We start from the raw sequence: 16,610 nt of genomic DNA on the forward strand, positions 1-16,610 counted from the left end.
CTGTCTTCCTGCTCGTTTCCTTGTTCATCGTTCAATGACGCGGGTGGGACCAAGTCCCACCGTTGCGCCAAACTTCGCCGTGATATCCCCTATGCAGTTCCCCACGCCTGCGCTAGCCTGCGCGCGGGGAAATCTGAAGGGGAAACCCGATGTCGACGGTTCGCGCCTTGCCGGCGCTGGCGTTGCTGTGCGCGTCCGCCGTCGCGGGCGCGGTCACGCCGGGTCAGGCGATTCCCTCCATTCCCGCGGTTCCGCCATCGGCATCCGTCACGGTGCCGGCCTGCCCGCCATCGGATGGCGCGGAACTGGAACTCGCGCTCGCCGAGACCTTGAATTCCGCGCGTACCCAACGCGGTGAACGCTTCCGCCTGACGCTGGTCGAGTCCCTGATCACATCCGATGGCAGCTTGCCCGCCGGCACCGCCGGTGTCGGTGAAGTCGTGCATGCCGAGCCGTCGCGCGGCGGCGGCAAGCCGGGTGAAATCCTGCTGGCGGCGCGGTATCTCGAATACCAGGGCGAGCAGATACGACTGCGCGGTTTCAAGCTGGGGGGCAGCGGACAGGATCGCTCGCATGCCGCCATCGGCACGGCCGTCGTCGCCGGCCCCTTCGCCTACTTCCTCAAGGGCAGGGAAATCGAACTGCCCGCCGGCACCCGTGCGCGGGCCCGGCTCGCGCAGGCACTGCCGCCATCGGCGGCGGCCGCATCGCTTTCGCCGGCCTGCGCCATCGCGCGGATGCCGCCAACCGAATCCCCACCCACCACCACCCAACCAACGGAGTAGAGCATCCATGCGTTTCCGCCTGACCCGCCTCGTGATCGCCGCAGTCCTGTGTGCCCCGTTCGCCATCGCCGCCCAGGAAGCCGCCACCGCGGCGCCGGCGGAAGCGGCCGATGCCGCCCCCTCGCCCGCGCCACAGGAACAAGCAGCACCTGCGCCGGCCACCGCCGCCGACGCGCCCGCGCCCGCGCCCGCGCCCGCGCCGGCATCGCAGTCCAAGGGCGCGATCGCCATCGCCGCTCCGGAGGCCGGCAAGGGCCAGATCGTGTTCTTCCGTGAAAAGAAGTTTGCCGGCGCCGCCGTCAACTACATCGTCCGCGAAGGCGAAACCGAACTGGGCAAGCTGAGCAGCGGCAGCTATTTCGTCGTCGCGGTGGAGCCCGGCGCGCACGCCTACACCGTGCATTCGGAAGCCAAGGACGTGCTCAACCTGGAAGTGGAGGCCGGCGAGACCTACTACGTGATCGGCGGCATCACCATGGGCTTCCTGGCGGGGCGGCCGAACCTGTCGCCGTCGGACCAGGCCGCGTTCGACGCCATGTCCGGCAAGCTCAAGCCGTCCAAGCCGTTGAAGAACTGAGTTTCATCCACCGGCGCACGCGGAAGCTGGACCCGCGTGCGCCGCAGGCCGAGCGCAATGCCTCCACCGAACCGGGAAGCCTGCCGTTCGCGCAGGACCACACATGGCCCGGATGCGCCACCACCTCCCTTGTAGGAGCGACGTAAGTCGCGACGGCGACCCAGTTGCGTGTGGCCATTGCACGCGTGGTTGAAATGACGCGGCGTGATTCTGGCCGGCCATCGTCGAGCAGCGACGATGGCGCCGGGCAGGTCCCCGCCCTAGGGACACTTGCCCTCGACCTTCATTTCAGCAGCGAACAGCGGAATCTTCGCCTGCGCGATCTTGCCGGCGGCGATGTCCTGCTTGGCGTCTTCCAGATAGATGCGGGCCTGGCCCTGGCCATCCTTGTCCGGCGTGCTGACCGCCACCGGCTTGCGCCACACGCGCACGATCGCCTGCTGCGAGGCGCAGGCGGCGCTCGGAATGCGGATCACGTCGTTGAGCAGCCAGCCCGATGCCGCGTCCGGCTTGGCCTTGGCCGCGTCCAGCAGGCGCGCGCGCGGCTGGCACTGCGCGCTGGTGCGGACCACGCTGAAACGGTAGGGCTGCGCCGCATCACCGGTGAACATGCCCTCGAAACGGGCGCACGCCTCCGGAATCTGGCGGATGGTATGGACCGCGCCCACCGCCTGCGCGGTGGCGGCGCCGGGCCGCTTGATCTCCGGCTGCGGTTCGGCCGCAAACGCCGGCAGGACAACGGCGGCGGCCAGGGTGGCGGTCAGGACGAGGGGGGAAATCGGACGCATCGGACAACCTCGGGAACACGACCGCGCAAGGCTGGCACGGACTGCCTGAACCCCGCCTCGTGGTTGGCGAGCGGGGCGGGCTCGGGTCATACTCGGGGCGCTCCAGGGATTGTCTGAACACGTCGGTATCCGCGCGGCCCCTCGCCGCAGTGGCTGTATCCCGTTCGACAGGCTCCATCGGGATCACCGCCCCACCCGGATTTTCGACCGGTCACGCACTCGCCGGACGTCATCCATCTACCTTGGGAGGGGTCATGCTGGAACAACACGGTTTGACGCTGTCGCTGGTCTGCGCCGCGGTGGCAATTCTTTACGGAATATTCTCGGCACGCTGGATTCTGTCCCGGCCTGCCGGCAATCCGCGCATGCAGGAAATCGCGGCGGCGGTGCAGGAAGGCGCAAGCGCCTACCTGCGCCGGCAATACACCACCATCGCGATCGTCGGCGTCATCCTGTTCCTGATCATCGGCCTGGTCCCCGCACTGGGCTGGCCCACCGCCATCGGTTTCGCCATTGGCGCGCTGCTGTCGGGCGTGGCCGGCTTCATCGGCATGTTCGTCTCGGTGCGCGCCAACGTGCGCACGGCCGAGGCCGCCACCCACGGCCTGAACCAGGCACTGAAGATCAGCTTCACCGGCGGCGCGGTCACCGGCCTGCTGGTGGTCGGCCTGGGCCTGCTGGGCGTGGCCGGCTACTTCATCGTGGTCTGGAACGGCCAGCCCACCGAGGCCGCGATCAAGGCCGCGCTGCAGCCGATGGTCGGCCTGGCCTTCGGTGCCTCGCTGATCTCGATCTTCGCGCGCCTGGGCGGCGGCATCTTCACCAAGGGCGCCGATGTCGGCGCGGATCTGGTCGGCAAGGTCGAAGCCGGCATCCCCGAGGACGATCCACGCAACCCGGCGGTGATCGCCGACAACGTGGGCGACAACGTCGGCGACTGCGCCGGCATGGCCGCCGACCTGTTCGAGACCTACGCGGTGACGGTGATCGCGGCGATGCTGATCGCCGGCATCTCCTTCGCCACCTACGGCTGGGCCGGCGTGGTCTATCCGCTGGTGCTGGGCGCGGTGTCGATCGTGGCGTCGGTCATCGGCACCTTCTTCGTCAAGGCGCGTGAAGGCGGCAAGATCATGAACGCGCTGTACCGCGGACTCGCGGTTTCCGGCGTGCTGGCCGCCATCGCGTTCTTCTTCGTCACCAGGTCGATGTTCGCGCCGGAACTGTTGATGCCGCTGTTCGGCTGCGCGCTGATCGGCCTGGTGCTGACCGCGGCGATGGTGGTGATCACCGAGTACTACACCGCCACCGAGTACGCGCCGGTGCAGCAGGTCGCCAAGGCGTCCGAAACCGGCCACGCCACCAACATCATCGCCGGCCTGGCGGTGTCGATGAAGTCGACCGCGCTGCCGGTGATCGCGGTGGCGATCGCCATCCTGGCCAGCTTCTGGGTGGGCGGCCTGTACGGCGTCGCCGTCGCCGCCACCGCGATGCTGTCGATGGCCGGCATGGTGGTCGCGCTGGATGCCTACGGCCCGATCACCGACAACGCCGGCGGCATCGCCGAGATGAGCGAACTGGGCCCGGACATCCGCAAGATCACCGATGCGCTGGACGCGGTCGGCAACACCACCAAGGCGGTGACCAAGGGTTATGCGATCGGTTCGGCCGCGCTGGCCGCACTGGTGCTGTTCGCCGACTACGCGCACAAGCTGGGCGAGAAGTTCGGCGAGGGCGCGGTCAGCTTCGCCATCAATGATCCCAAGGTGGTGGTCGGCCTGCTCATCGGCGGCCTGATTCCGTACCTGTTCGGCGCCTTCGCGATGCAGGCGGTGGGCCGTTCGGCCGGCGCGGTGGTGGAGGAAGTGCGCCGCCAGTTCCGCGAGATCAAGGGCATCATGGAAGGCACCGGCAAGCCGGAGTACGACAAGGCGGTGGACCTGCTGACCAGGTCGGCGATCCGCGAAATGATCGTGCCGTCGCTGCTGCCGCTGATCATCCCGATCATCGTCGGCCTGCTGCTCGGCCCGGCCGCGTTGGGCGGCCTCCTGATGGGCACGATCGTCACCGGCCTGTTCGTCGCCATCTCGATGTGCACCGGCGGCGGCGCCTGGGACAACGCCAAGAAGTACATCGAGGAAGGCCATCACGGCGGCAAGGGTTCGGATGCGCACAAGGCCGCGGTCACCGGCGACACCGTCGGCGACCCCTACAAGGACACTGCCGGCCCGGCCATCAATCCGCTGATCAAGATCATCAACATCGTCGCCCTGCTGCTGGTGCCGCTGCTGCCGGTGGACGGCTGGTTCAAGGGTGGCGCGGGCGCGGCGGTGGGCAGCGCCCATTCGGCCGAATCCATGCACGTCGCGGAGATGACCGACGCCCGTCTCGCCAAGGTGTACTTCGATGTCGGCTCGGCGGTGGTTCCGGCCGATGCCAGCGCGCGCCTGGCCAGCGTGCTCGGCAGCCTGCACGCCAAATCCGACAGCAAGGCGCGGGTGTCCGGCTTCCACGATGCCAGCGGTGATCTGGCGACCAACCAGGAGCTGGCCAAGCAACGCGCGCAGGCCATCCAGCAGTGGCTGGTGGTCAATGGCATCCCCGCCGAGCGCATCGAACTGGACAAGCCGATGCAGACCGAGGGCAACGGCAACGCCGACGAGGCGCGGCGGGTGGAAGTGAAGGTGGAATAGCGCGCTTCCGCATTCGACGGCGCGATGAAACAGGGCGGCCAATGGCCGCCCTGTCTGTTGTGAATACCCCATCTTGTGGGAGCGACGTAAGTCGCGATGCGCCGATCTTCGACGGATGCGGTCCCGTAAGAACCTCGCGACTTACGTCGCTCCCACAGGTCAGGGACTCACTGGGTCGGCTGCAGCGCCACCACGCGCACGTTGAAGGAGTTGCAGGCCTTGTCCACGCAGATGCCGTTGAGCCAGGCCTCGCCGTTGCCGAACATCACGCCCTTGTAATTGACGAACAGGTCCGAGTAGCGCTGGCGGACGATGGTCTCGGCCATCGCGGGCGTGACGATGCGGCCGTACTGGGCGATGAACTCCGGCGCATTCCTGAGGGTCGCGGCCTTGCCGTCGACGGTGGTCTTGAACGGGAAGTCGATCATCGCCGCCACGGTGGCGGCATCTTTCTGCGCGACCGCCTGCTGGAACGCCAGGATCGCGGTTTCATAGCGCGCGGCATCGCCCAGCATCTGGCCGATGCGCTGGTTGACCTCGGTGTGATCGTCCACTTCGCCAGCCGCGGCGGGCGTCGGCGCGGCCGCGCCGCCGTGGGTCTGCGCGATCGGATCGGGCGTGGAAGATGCCGATGCATCCGCCGCGGGAGCCGCGGCTTCGGCCGGCGTGGCGGCGGGTGCGGGAGCCGCGGCAGGTTGCGGCTCCGCGGCGGGTTTGCAGGCGGCCAGCAACATCATCGCGGCCAAGGGAATCCATGCTTTCATCGTTCGCCTCCGGCAAAGGCGCGCGCGTCGCGCCACGGCCGGCATGTTAGCCGTTCCATGGCGACGACGCGTCGAAGCGCGCTTACTCCACCACTTCGGCGAGCACGCGGCGGCCGGTCGCGATTTCCGCGGCCTCTTCCGCCTCTGTTTCGCGACGCGCCGATTCGGCCAGCGCGCTCGCGCAGGCCTCGGCCTGTTGCTTCAGGTACACCGGGCAATGTTCCATCATGTAGTCCATGTCGAACTTCAGCCGCTCGACCAGGAAGTCGACGAACGCGCGCACCTTCGGCGACATCATCCGGCCGCGCGGGAACACCGCGTTGAACTCGAATTCCGGTCCGGTCCAGCCGGCCAGCACGCGCTGCACATAGCCTTGTTCCAGATAGGGCCTGACCATCACGTCCGCCGCCACCATCAGGCCCTCGCCACACAGCAACGCGCCCTTCAGCGCGGCCGGATCGTTGGCGATCAGTATTGGATTGATCGCGAAGTCCTTGTCCTGGTTGCCGTCGTTGAGGGTCCAGCAGAAGCTGCCGCCGCCACGCCGGTGCTTGGGCATCGCCAGCGCGCGATGGTGCTGGAGATCGTCCGGACCCAGCGGTTCGCCGTAGCGGGCCAGGTAGCTCTTGCTCGCGTAGACCTGGGTGCGCAGCACGCCCAGCCGCCGCGCGACCAGGTTGGAATCGGGCAGGTTGCCCAGGCGCAGGGCGACGTCGATCTCGCCGCCGATCAGATCCAGCGGTTCGTTGCTCAGCAGCATCTCCACCCGGATCTCCGGGTACTGCGCGTGGAATTCGCCCAGCAGCGGGGCAATCTTGTCGATGCCGATCGAGTACGGCGTGGTGAAGCGCAGCCAGCCGCGCGGACCGCCCTGCAACTGGTTGACCGCGCTTTCGGCCTCGCTCAGTTCACGCGCGATGCGCTGGCAGTGTTCGTAGTAGATGTTGCCCGCTTCGGTGAGGCCCAGCTTGCGGGTGGTCCGGTGCAGCAACTGCGCGCCCAGGCGCGTTTCCAGCTCCTGTACCTTGCGGCTGACCGTGGTCTTGGGCAGGCCGAGCGTCTTGGCGGCGGCGATGAAACTGCCCTGTTCGACCACCTTGACGAAGATCAGCGTGTCGTTGAGATCGTGGCTCATGGGGGAGACTCCGGGGAGGCGGACCCGGATTGGACCGCCAGCGGGATGATTATTCCCCTAAATCCGGACTAATCAAGTCCCCATTGAAGGCATAAGGTAGCCGCCTGTTCCGCTGGCGATGACCTCCCCCATGTCGCTTTCCCTGCCCAACCGCCTTCCCCTGGCCCTCCGCCGCCTGTCCGAAACACCGGTCATGCGGTCGTTTGCGCTGGCCCATCGCGCGCCTGGCGTGGAGATCCGCCTGCGCCCGCGCCGCGCGGCGGAAACGGTGGAGGCAGGTCAAGGCAGCGCCCCCTCGGCGAGTGCCCCCTGGCTGTTTCCCGTGATTGTCCCGAATGCGGGAGTAAACATCCCATGAGTGGGATACTTGCCTCATCTTTTTCCAGCCAGCCTGCATCGCCGGCCCTGCCGCTGCGCCTGAACCTGGCCGCGACCGTGCGTGCCGCTTCCGCACCGCAGGATCGTGCAATCACGCCGCAGGATCCGGATATCGCTTTCCCGTCCGCCCGTCCCACACTTTCTCCCACGTCGGAACCCTCCCCCGCCGACGCGGTGAAAGCCACCGCCCCGGACAACGCCGCCGCCTCCCTCCCCCAAGCGCCTGGCGGCGTGTCCGGCCTGCTGGCCCGGTGGTGGCGCCGTTGGTCACGGGGACAGTCCGCCGACACGTCGACCGAACCGTCGCGTGCGCGTCTGTCCCCGCGGCCGCCGGTGGCGGGTTTCCGGGAATTCACCGTGCCGCGCCGGATGCAGTCGGGCGCCGCGACCGTACTGCGCGCCCGCGCGTTCGGCCAGCGTGCGCTGCTGACCGGCGCGGGCGCGCGTCGGAGCCGGCCATGAAAGGCACCGCCGCACATCCGCAGGCGCTGGTGCTGGGCGCCTCCGGCACGGTCGGCGCCGGCGTGGTCGGCGCCCTGCTGGAAGTCGGCAGCCCGGTGCTCGCGGTCGGACGCGAAGGTCCGCGCATGCAGGCGCTGGCCGATTGCTTCACCGACGAGCCCGGCCTGGAGTTCATGCACAGCGGCTGCATCTTCAGCGATGACGATGCGGCGCGGCTGGCCCGGGACATTCGCGCGCGTGGCCGGCCGCTGCGCGCGGTGTTCGCCAGCCTGACCAGCCCGCTCGAGTCCGGGCGCCTGCTGGACAAGCCCGCCGACGTGCTTCGCCACAAGCTGGAAATGGACGTCATCCCGCACCTGGCCGCGGCCCGGCACCTGCTGCCGCTGCTGGCCGAGTCGGGTGGCACCACGCACTACATCCTGGTCGGCGGCCCGTTTGCCGAACGCGGATGGTCCGGTTACGGACATGCTTCGGTGACCGGCGCCACCATGCGGATGATGGCGCAGGTGCTGCATGAGGAAGCGCATGCACTGGGCGTGCGCGTGCAGCTGCTGTCGGTGGACAAGCCGATCTGCACGCCGGCCAATGCCGGCAACGCCTGTGCCGAATGGCCCAACGCGCTGGCGGTAGGACGCAATGCGGTGTCGTTGCTGAGCCGTCACGGCAAGCCGCTCCCAATCGTCTCCTATTCGAAGGAGTTGGCGGCGGCACCGACCCGCACGCTGTTCTCCGATTTTCCCGCTTCCCGCTGGGGCGATGCCGCCCCCGCTTGACCTCAACTTAAGTTCAGGTCTTAGGCTTCACGCCCGTTGTTCCTCCCCCACCCACCACGAGACTTCCATGAACAAGTACATCGACATCGCTCCGCGTACGCGACGATTCCTTGCCCTGGGCGCGGCCAGCGTGCTGTCGCTGGCCGTCCTGGCCGGCTGCAGCGGCGGCCAGGCCAGCGAAACCGGCGCCCCGCCGCCGCCTTCGGTCAGCGTCGCCCCGGTGCTGATCAAGCCGGTCAGCCAGTGGGACGAATTCAGCGGCCGCATCGAGGCCATCGAGAACGTTGAACTGCGTCCGCGCGTGTCCGGCTACATCGATCGCGTCAACTACACCGAAGGCCAGGAAGTGAAGAAGGGCGAAGTCCTCTTCACCATCGATGCGCGCAGTTACCGCGCCGAACTGGCGCGCGCGCAGGCCGAACTGGCGCGTGCCCGCACCCAGGCCGAACTGGGCCGCAGCGAGGCCGAGCGCGCGCGCAAGCTGTCCGAGCTGCAGGCCATCTCCACCGAGGAGTACGAGCAGCGCCGTTCCGCCGCCGCCCAGGCGCAGGCGAACGTCGCCGCCGCCCAGGCCGCGGTGGACACGGCTCGCCTCAACCTGGAGTGGACCCAGGTGCGCGCGCCGATCGACGGTCGCGCCGGGCGCGCGCTGGTGACCGCCGGCAACCTGGTCACCGCCGGCGACAGCGCCAGCGTGCTGACCACGCTGGTGTCGCTGGACAAGGTGCACGTGCACTTCGATGCCGACGAGCGCGCGTTCCTGCGCTACGCCGAGATGGCACGCAAGGGCGAGCGCCCGAGCGAACGCGACGGCAAGGTGCCGGTGCAGGTCGCGCTGGCCGACGATCAGGGCTTCCCCTACAGCGGCACCGTCGACTTCCTCGACAACCAGGTCGATCGCAGCACCGGCACCATTCGCGCCCGCGCGGTGCTGGACAACAAGGATCGCCTGTTCACGCCGGGGCTGTACGCCCGCGTGCGCCTGCTGGGCAGCGGCGAGTTCAAGGCCGCGCTGGTCGACGACAAGGCCGTGCTCACCGATCAGGACCGCCGCTACGTCTACGTGGTCGACAAGGAAGGCAAGGCGCAGCGCCGCGACGTCAAGCTGGGCCGGATGGTGCAGGGCCTGCGCATCGTCGAACAGGGCCTGGTCGCCGGCGACCGCGTGATCATCAGCGGCGTGCAGAAGGTGTTCTTCCCGGGCATGCCGGTCAACGCCAAGGTGGTCGCCATGGATGCCAAGCCGGAAGACAAGGCTCCCGCGCCCGACGCCGTCGCCATGAAGTAAGCCCCGCCACGCCCGCCGGAGGCGGGCCAGGCAACACCTGAGCCGTCCCTCCCCACCTCCCCCACGTCGGGGGAGGGGCGAGTCCTCTGCTTTCCCATTTTCCAGGAAATCCACCCATGGACTTCTCAAAGTTCTTCATCGACCGGCCGATCTTCGCCGCGGTGTTGTCGATCGTGATCTTCGCCGCCGGCCTGATCTCGATCCCGATGCTGCCGATCGGCGAATACCCCGAAGTGGTGCCGCCCTCGGTGGTCGTGCGCACGGTCTATCCCGGCGCCAACCCCAAGGTCATCGCCGAAACCGTCGCCACCCCGCTGGAAGAAGCCATCAACGGCGTCGAGGACATGATGTACATCAAGTCCGTCGCCGGTTCCGACGGCGTGCTGCAGCTGACCGTGACCTTCAAGCCGGGCACCGATCCGGACGAGGCCGCGGTGCGCGTGCAGAACCGCGTCGCCCAGGCGCAGGCGCGCCTGCCCGAGGACGTGCGCCGCCAGGGCGTGACCACGCAGAAGCAGTCACCCGTGTTCCTGATGGTCGTCCATCTGGTCTCCAAGGACGGCAAGTACGACTCGCTGTACCTGCGCAACTACATGCGCCTGCACGTCAAGGACGAAATGGCGCGCATCACCGGTGTGGGCGATGCCCAGGCCTTCGGTGGCGGCGACTACGCGATGCGCATCTGGCTGGATCCGGACAAGGTCGCCGCGCGTGGCCTGACCGCCAGCGACGTGCTGCGCTCGGTGCGCGAGCAGAACGTGCAGGTCTCGGCCGGCCAGCTCGGCGCCGAGCCGATGCCCAACGGCAGCGACTTCCTGCTGCCGATCAACGCCAAGGGCCGCCTGGAAAGCGCCGAGGAATTCGGCGACATCGTGCTCAAGAGCGGCAACGAGGGCGAAATCGTGCGCCTGTCGGACGTGGCCCGGATCGAGCTGGCCGCCGGCGACTACACCCTGCGCGCCCGCCTGAATGGCATGAACGCCGCCGCGCTGGGCATCTTCCAGGCGCCCGGCGCCAACGCGCTGGACATCCGCGACGCGGTCGTCGCCAAGATGGCGGAAATCCGCAAGAAGCTGCCGCCGGGCGTGGAAATCACCTCGGTGTACGACACCACGGTATTCGTGCGCGATTCGATCAAGTCGGTGATCACGACGCTGCTGGAAGCCACCCTGCTGGTGGTGCTGGTGGTGATCCTGTTCCTGCAGACCTGGCGCGCCTCGATCATCCCGCTGCTGGCGGTGCCGGTGTCGGTGGTGGGTACCTTCGCGGTGCTGTATCTGCTGGGCTATTCCATCAACACCCTGACCCTGTTCGGACTGGTGCTGGCGATCGGCATCGTGGTCGACGACGCCATCGTGGTGGTGGAGAACGTCGAACGCCATATCGAGGAAGGCGCCACCCCGCTGGAAGCGGCGCACCTGGCGATGAAGGAAGTGTCCGGCCCGATCATCGCGATCGCGCTGGTGCTGTGCGCGGTGTTCGTGCCGATGGCGTTCCTGACCGGCGTGACCGGCCAGTTCTACAAGCAGTTCGCCGTCACCATCGCCATCTCCACGGTGATCTCCGCGATCAACTCGCTGACCCTGTCCCCGGCCCTGGCCGCCAAGCTGCTGAAGCCGCACGGCGCCCCCAAGGACGCCCCGGCGCGCATCATCGATCGCCTGTTCGGTTGGCTGTTCCGTCCGTTCAACCGGTTCTTCAAGCGCAGCTCCGAGCGCTATGAGGGCGCGGTCTCGCGCGCGCTGGGCCGTCGCGGCGCGGTGTTCGCGGTTTACGCGCTGCTGCTGCTGGGCGCGGGCGTGATGTTCAAGGCGGTGCCGGCGGGCTTCATCCCGCTGCAGGACAAGCTGTACATCATCGCCGGCGTGAAGATGCCGGAAGGCGCCTCGATCGAACGCACCGACGCGGTGCTGAAGAAGATGGCCAAGATGGCGATGGAAGTGGAAGGCGTGCAGGACGAGATCGCGTTCCCCGGCCTGAACCCGTTGCAGTTCACCAATACCCCCAACAGCGGCGTGGTGTTCTTCAACCTCAAGCCGTTCGGCGAACGCAAGAACAGCGCCGAGCAGATCACCGCCGAGCTGAACCAGAAGTTCTCCACCATCCAGGAAGGCTTCACCTTCGCGCTGATGCCGCCGCCCATCCAGGGCCTGGGCAACGGTTCGGGCTGGTCGCTGTTCATCGAGGATCGCACCCGTCTGGGCTACGGCGAGCTGCAGAACGCGGTGCAGGCATTCCAGGGCGCGGCGTCGCAGACGCCGGGCATGGGCTTCCCGATCAGCAGCTACCAGGCCAACGTGCCGCAGCTGGACGCCGAGGTCGATCGCGTCAAGGCCAAGGCCCAGGGCGTGCCGCTGACCGAGTTGTTCGACACCCTGCAGACCTACCTGGGTTCGGCCTACGTCAACGACTTCAACATGTTCGGCCGCACCTGGCAGGTCATCGCGCAGGCCGACGGCCAGTTCCGCGACAACGTCGAGGACATCGCCAACCTGCGCACCCGCAACGCCAACGGCGAGATGGTGCCGGTCGGCAGCATGGTCAGCATCAAGCAGACCTACGGTCCGGATCCGGTGATCCGCTTCAACGGCTATCCGGCCGCCGACCTGCTGGGTGAAGCCGACCCGCGCGTGCTGTCGTCCGGCGAGGCGATGGCCAAGGTCACCGAACTGGCCGAAAAGGTCCTGCCGACCGGCATGGGCATCGACTGGAGCGACCTGAGCTACCAGCAGGCGACCCAGGGCAAGGCCGCGCTGGTGGTGTTCCCGCTGGCGGTGATGCTGGCCTTCCTGGTGCTGGCGGCGCTGTACGAAAGCTGGACCCTGCCGCTGGCGGTGATCCTGATCGTGCCGATGACGCTGCTGTCGGCGCTGCTGGGCGTGTGGCTGACCAACGGCGACAACAACGTGTTCGTGCAGGTGGGCCTGGTGGTGCTGATGGGCCTGGCGTGCAAGAACGCGATCCTGATCGTCGAGTTCGCCCGTGAGCTGGAACTGCAGGGCAAGAGCATCGTCGAGTCGGCGCTGGAAGCCTGCCGCCTGCGTCTGCGCCCGATCGTCATGACCTCGGTGGCGTTCATCGCCGGCACCGTGCCGCTGGTGCTGTCGACCGGCGCCGGCGCGGAAGTCCGCTCGGTCACCGGCATCACCGTGTTCGCCGGCATGCTGGGCGTGACCCTGTTCGGCCTGTTCCTGACCCCGGTGTTCTACGTGGCGCTGCGCAAGCTTGCGCATCGCCCGCTGGTCTCGCACGCCCCGGCGCACGCGACCGGTGAAGCACACCCGTAAGCATCCCTTTCTTCCTTTGGTTCGTTTCTCCCTCCCCCACTCCCTGGAGAATCCCATGCAAGACACATCCCGCATCGCCCTGGTCACCGGCGCCACCCGCGGCATCGGCCTGCATACCGTGCGCCAGCTGGCCGAGGCCGGCGTGCACACGCTGCTGGCCGGCCGCGATCGCGCCAAGGCGGTCGAGGCCGCGCTCAAGCTGCAGGCCGAAGGCCTGCCGGTGGAGGCGGTCACGCTGGACGTCACCGACGATGCCAGCATCACCGAGGCCGTCCGCACCATCGAGGCGCGCCACGGCCGCCTCGACATCCTCGTCAACAACGCCGGCATCCTGGTCGACGAAATGGGCAAGAAGGTCTCCGAGCAGACCGCCGCGACCTGGCGCAAGACCTTCGACACCAACGTGTTCGGCCTGATCGCGGTCACCCAGGCGTTCCTGCCGCTGCTGCACAAGTCCTCGTCCGGCCGCATCGTCAACGTGTCCAGCATCCTGGGCTCGGTGGCACTGAACGCGGATCCGTCCTCGCCCATCTATGACTTCAAGGTGCCGGCCTACAACGTCTCCAAGAGCGCGGTGAACGCGTGGACGGTGCAGTTGGCCTACGAACTGCGCGACAGCCGGATCAAGGTCAACACCATCCATCCCGGTTACGTGAAGACCGATATGAACGCCGGCGAGGGCGAACTGGAAATCGCCGACGGCGCCCGCACCAGCGTCGCCCTGGCGCTGATCGACGACAACGGTCCGCAGGGCGGCTTCTTCTACCAGGGACAGGTGCTGCCATGGTGATTCGTTCCCTCGTCGTCGGCATCGCCTCCGCGCTGCTGGCCGCCTGCGCCACCGTCGGCCCGGACTACCGTGCGCCGGAACTGGCGCCGGCCACGTTGCCGAGCGCCGGCGAGACCGCGTTCAACGACACCCGCCCGGTCGCCAACTGGTGGTCGCAGTTCGAGGATCCCACCCTCGACCAGTTGATCGCCGACGCGCTCGCCGCCAATCCCGATCTCTGGATCGCCGCGGCACGGGTGCAGGAGGCGCGCGCGGTGTTCAGCGAGCGCCGGCTGGATCTCGCCCCGCACGTGCAGTTGGGCGTGGAGCAGACCCGCAGCAAGCAGCCGGTGGCCGGTCAGGGCCGGGTGGAAACCGAAACCGACAGCGTCGGTTTCGATGCCGCCTGGGAACTGGATCTGTTCGGCCGGCTGCGCCGTTCGGCCGAGGCCGCGCATGCGGACCTGCAGGCCCAGCGCAACGACATGACCGCGATGCAGGTCAGCGTGGCGGCGGAAGTGGCGCGCAACTACTTCGAACTGCGCGGCGCGCAGAAGCGCCTGGACGTGGCCCGCAAGACCCTGGGCAATCTCGGCGAGACCCAGCGCCTGACCGAGTCGCGCTGGCAGCTCGGCGCGGGCACCGAACTGGAAGTGCAGAGCAGCCTGGCGCGGATGAAGGCCATCGAGGCGACCCTGCCGGTGCTGGAAACCGCCGAGGCGCAATCGCGCCATCGCATCGAAGTACTGACCGGCCGCCGGCCGGGCACGCTCGACGCGGTGCTGGCGCCGCGCGAAACACCGGCGCTGGTGAAGGTGCTGCCGATTGGCGACACCGGCAACCTGCTGCGCCAGCGTCCGGATGTGCGCGCGGCCGAACGCCGGCTGGCGTCGGCCACCGCGCGGGTCGGCGTCGCCACCGCGGATCTGTTCCCGCGGGTCAGCATCCGCGGTTTCGTCGGCTTCCTCGCCGGTGATTTCAGCGGGCTGATCAACGGCGACAACAAGGCCTGGTCGGTGACGCCGTCGATCAGCTGGGCGGCGTTCGATCTGGGCAGCGTGCGTGCGCGCCTGCGCGCGGTGCAGGCGCAGAACGATGGTGCGGTGGCCGAGTACGAGAAGGCCGTGCTGGGCGCGCTGGAAGACACCGAGAACGCGTTGCTGGGTTACGCCAAGCGGCAGACCCAGTTGCTGCGGGTCAACGAGCAGGCCACCGCGGCCCGCCGCGCCGCAGATCTGGCGGAGGCCCGCTACCGGGCCGGCGCGTCGGACTTCCTCACCCTGCTCGATGCGCAGCGCACCCAGCTGGCCGCCGACGACGCGCTCGCGCAGGCCGAGGCCGGCGTCAACGTCGGCGTGGTCGCGGTCTACAAGTCGCTGGGCGGCTGGGGCGAACCGGACGTGGATCCGGCGCTGGCCAGCGTCAAGCGCGAGATCGGTGATCCCGCGCCGCGCGGCGAAAGCGACACGACGCTGGTGCAGCGCTGAAGTGAAGTAGAAGCACAGGACAGGCCATCGGCGGAGCCGATGACGCCAGGGAAGGCGTGGGGCCGGGTCGGGTGGACCCGGCCCCGCTTATTTCAGCCATGCCAGCGGGTGGTACCGAGCGCGCGGGTCATCTCGTCGGCCAGTTGGCGAAAGCAGCGGGCCAGCGCGGAGGGCTTGAGCCGGATCGCGTCGTCGGCATCGTCGCGGCGATGTGCCGGCATCACCAGCGCCGCCATCATTTCCAGTTGATCGCGCACTTGCTGCAATTGCAGTTGCGCTTCTTCCGGCAGGTGGTAGCCGGGATCTTCGTCCGGCGTTCCGCGTGCCTGCATCGTCGTCCTCCTGTCAGCGATCCTTGCATCGTGCGCGCGGATAAAAAAAGTGAAAAAACACACTATAAAAACGCACATCACGATGGTTAGAGAGCCTTGCATATGTACCCGTGATAGGCAAGCCTGTTTGCCTGCCGACGGGCACGACCGTTAGCGTATGCGCATGGTCAAGTCAGGCCCCACTCTCGCTCAGCGACTCACACAGGCGCGTGCCGCGATCGGCATGTCACAGGAACAGATCGCACAGGCGATCGGTATCACCCAGCCGAGCTATTCCGCGCTGGAACGCGGGGTCAGCAAGAGCACATCGAAGATCGGTTCGCTTGCCCACGTGCTTGGCGTGGATGCGTACTGGCTGGAAACCGGCGAAGGCCAGCAGCAACGCCGTGGCCACACCGCCGAATCACGTGCGGGCTACCGGCTCGCCGGCGAACAGCGCCGCCTGCTGAACCTGCTGGGCCGGCTGAGTCCACGCAAGCGCCAGGCGCTGCTGGATCTGTTGCAGGAGTGATCGCGCATCCATGCACCGGCGTGTGTCCGCCGATGTATGGCCTTCCTTGCTGACGGAAAGAGAAACGGGCGCATCCTGCATTGGGATGCGCCCGCTTCGTGCCACACACGTTGATGCCGGTCGTCGTTCCGGTTATTTCGCGCCGACGTTCAGGCCGCTGCTGTCGACCTTGCCCACGCCCTTGACGCCACGCGCCACCGATACCGCCTTGTCGATCTGGGCCTGGTTGTCGACCCGGCCCGAGAGCTTGACCACGCCGTTGGTGGTCTCGACCTTGATGTCGAGACCGGAGACATCCTCGGCGGCCAGCAGTTCCGTCTTCACCTTGGTGGTGATCCAGGTGTCGTTGACCGGCTGGCTCGAATCGCCCTGCGAGGCGGACTGCGCGCGCTGTTCTTCCGGTTCGGTCTGCTGCTGCGCAAGCGCGCCTGCGCAGATCAGTGACAGGCCGGTGGCGCAGGCCACGGCCAGCAACGGACGGAAAACACGGGGAGTTGACCTGTTCATGGTTCCTCCTGCTTTGCGGAAACCATCGCCAGTCTTGCCACGCCCGCGTACAGCAGGCGTGAAGAGCAGCGGTTTTC

General features: G+C 67.9%; 15 protein-coding genes and 1 pseudogene. 11 read left to right on the forward strand and 5 right to left on the reverse strand.

The window, feature by feature from the left end; genetic code table 11:
* Positions 1-149: 149 nt before the first annotated feature.
* Both FG323_RS08185 and FG323_RS08190 read left to right on the forward strand, forming a co-directional pair.
* Positions 150-785 carry a hypothetical protein gene (locus FG323_RS08185; RefSeq protein WP_141454032.1) on the forward strand — a complete coding sequence of 212 codons (636 nt, stop codon included), beginning with the start codon at positions 150-152 and terminating at the stop codon, positions 783-785.
* Between the two features lie 7 nt (positions 786-792).
* Complete coding sequence (locus FG323_RS08190) at positions 793-1,362, forward strand: DUF2846 domain-containing protein (protein WP_141454033.1); 570 nt, start codon at positions 793-795, stop codon at positions 1,360-1,362.
* A 260-nt stretch (positions 1,363-1,622) separates the two neighbouring features.
* Here FG323_RS08190 and FG323_RS08195 read toward each other — a convergent pair whose 3' ends face one another.
* Positions 1,623-2,150: a hypothetical protein gene (locus FG323_RS08195; protein ID WP_141454034.1), complete on the reverse strand. Its 528-nt coding sequence runs from the start codon at positions 2,148-2,150 to the stop codon at positions 1,623-1,625.
* 254 nt (positions 2,151-2,404) lie between these two features.
* On the opposite strand from FG323_RS08195, the pseudogene FG323_RS08200 reads away from it, so the two are divergent.
* A pseudogene (locus FG323_RS08200) lies at positions 2,405-4,438 on the forward strand (sodium-translocating pyrophosphatase); the annotation flags it as partial.
* An 81-nt stretch (positions 4,439-4,519) separates the two neighbouring features.
* Positions 4,520-4,840 (forward strand): OmpA family protein, encoded by a 321-nt coding sequence (locus FG323_RS19850; RefSeq protein WP_255470144.1) that lies wholly within the window; start codon positions 4,520-4,522, stop codon positions 4,838-4,840.
* Positions 4,841-5,007: 167 nt separating this feature from the next.
* Here the strand turns inward: FG323_RS19850 and FG323_RS08205 are convergent, their stop codons facing one another.
* Both FG323_RS08205 and FG323_RS08210 read right to left on the reverse strand, forming a co-directional pair.
* Positions 5,008-5,604, reverse strand: a complete 597-nt coding sequence (locus tag FG323_RS08205) for a hypothetical protein (RefSeq protein ID WP_141454036.1) — start codon at positions 5,602-5,604, stop codon at positions 5,008-5,010.
* An 82-nt stretch (positions 5,605-5,686) separates the two neighbouring features.
* Positions 5,687-6,739: a LysR family transcriptional regulator gene (locus FG323_RS08210; RefSeq protein ID WP_141454037.1), complete on the reverse strand. Its 1,053-nt coding sequence runs from the start codon at positions 6,737-6,739 to the stop codon at positions 5,687-5,689.
* 354 nt (positions 6,740-7,093) lie between these two features.
* Between FG323_RS08210 and FG323_RS08215 the strand changes: the two genes are divergently transcribed.
* The 6 genes from FG323_RS08215 to FG323_RS08240 all read left to right on the forward strand — a co-directional run bounded on the left by FG323_RS08215 (position 7,094) and on the right by FG323_RS08240 (position 15,183).
* Complete coding sequence (locus tag FG323_RS08215) at positions 7,094-7,579, forward strand: hypothetical protein (RefSeq protein WP_141454038.1); 486 nt, start codon at positions 7,094-7,096, stop codon at positions 7,577-7,579.
* Positions 7,576-8,352, forward strand: coding sequence for an SDR family NAD(P)-dependent oxidoreductase (locus FG323_RS08220; protein ID WP_141454039.1), 777 nt, complete (start codon positions 7,576-7,578; stop codon positions 8,350-8,352). The genes FG323_RS08215 and FG323_RS08220 overlap by 4 nt, the downstream gene beginning before the upstream one ends.
* A gap of 67 nt (positions 8,353-8,419) precedes the next feature.
* Entirely contained in the window at positions 8,420-9,640 is a 1,221-nt protein-coding gene (locus FG323_RS08225) for an efflux RND transporter periplasmic adaptor subunit (RefSeq protein ID WP_141454040.1), read from the forward strand.
* 116 nt (positions 9,641-9,756) lie between these two features.
* A complete protein-coding gene (locus FG323_RS08230) occupies positions 9,757-12,927 on the forward strand; it encodes a multidrug efflux RND transporter permease subunit (protein WP_141454041.1) in 3,171 nt (1,056 codons plus the stop codon).
* Between the two features lie 55 nt (positions 12,928-12,982).
* On the forward strand, positions 12,983-13,717 hold the full coding sequence (locus FG323_RS08235) for an SDR family oxidoreductase (protein ID WP_141454042.1): 735 nt from the start codon (positions 12,983-12,985) through the stop codon (positions 13,715-13,717).
* Positions 13,711-15,183 (forward strand): efflux transporter outer membrane subunit, encoded by a 1,473-nt coding sequence (locus FG323_RS08240; protein ID WP_141454043.1) that lies wholly within the window; start codon positions 13,711-13,713, stop codon positions 15,181-15,183. Before FG323_RS08235 ends, FG323_RS08240 begins: the two co-directional genes overlap by 7 nt.
* A gap of 92 nt (positions 15,184-15,275) precedes the next feature.
* Here the strand turns inward: FG323_RS08240 and FG323_RS08245 are convergent, their stop codons facing one another.
* The gene (locus tag FG323_RS08245; RefSeq protein WP_141454044.1) at positions 15,276-15,515 is read right to left on the reverse strand and encodes a hypothetical protein; all 240 of its coding nucleotides are present in this window, start codon (positions 15,513-15,515) and stop codon (positions 15,276-15,278) included.
* A gap of 163 nt (positions 15,516-15,678) precedes the next feature.
* Between FG323_RS08245 and FG323_RS08250 the strand changes: the two genes are divergently transcribed.
* Positions 15,679-16,026, forward strand: a complete 348-nt coding sequence (locus FG323_RS08250; protein WP_255470107.1) for a helix-turn-helix transcriptional regulator — start codon at positions 15,679-15,681, stop codon at positions 16,024-16,026.
* A 132-nt stretch (positions 16,027-16,158) separates the two neighbouring features.
* Here the strand turns inward: FG323_RS08250 and FG323_RS08255 are convergent, their stop codons facing one another.
* A complete protein-coding gene (locus FG323_RS08255; RefSeq protein ID WP_141454046.1) occupies positions 16,159-16,533 on the reverse strand; it encodes a BON domain-containing protein in 375 nt (124 codons plus the stop codon).
* Positions 16,534-16,610: the final 77 nt, after the last annotated feature.

Origin of the sequence: Pseudoxanthomonas sp. z9, assembly GCF_006542425.1 — a bacterium.
GTDB lineage: Bacteria > Pseudomonadota > Gammaproteobacteria > Xanthomonadales > Xanthomonadaceae > Pseudoxanthomonas_A.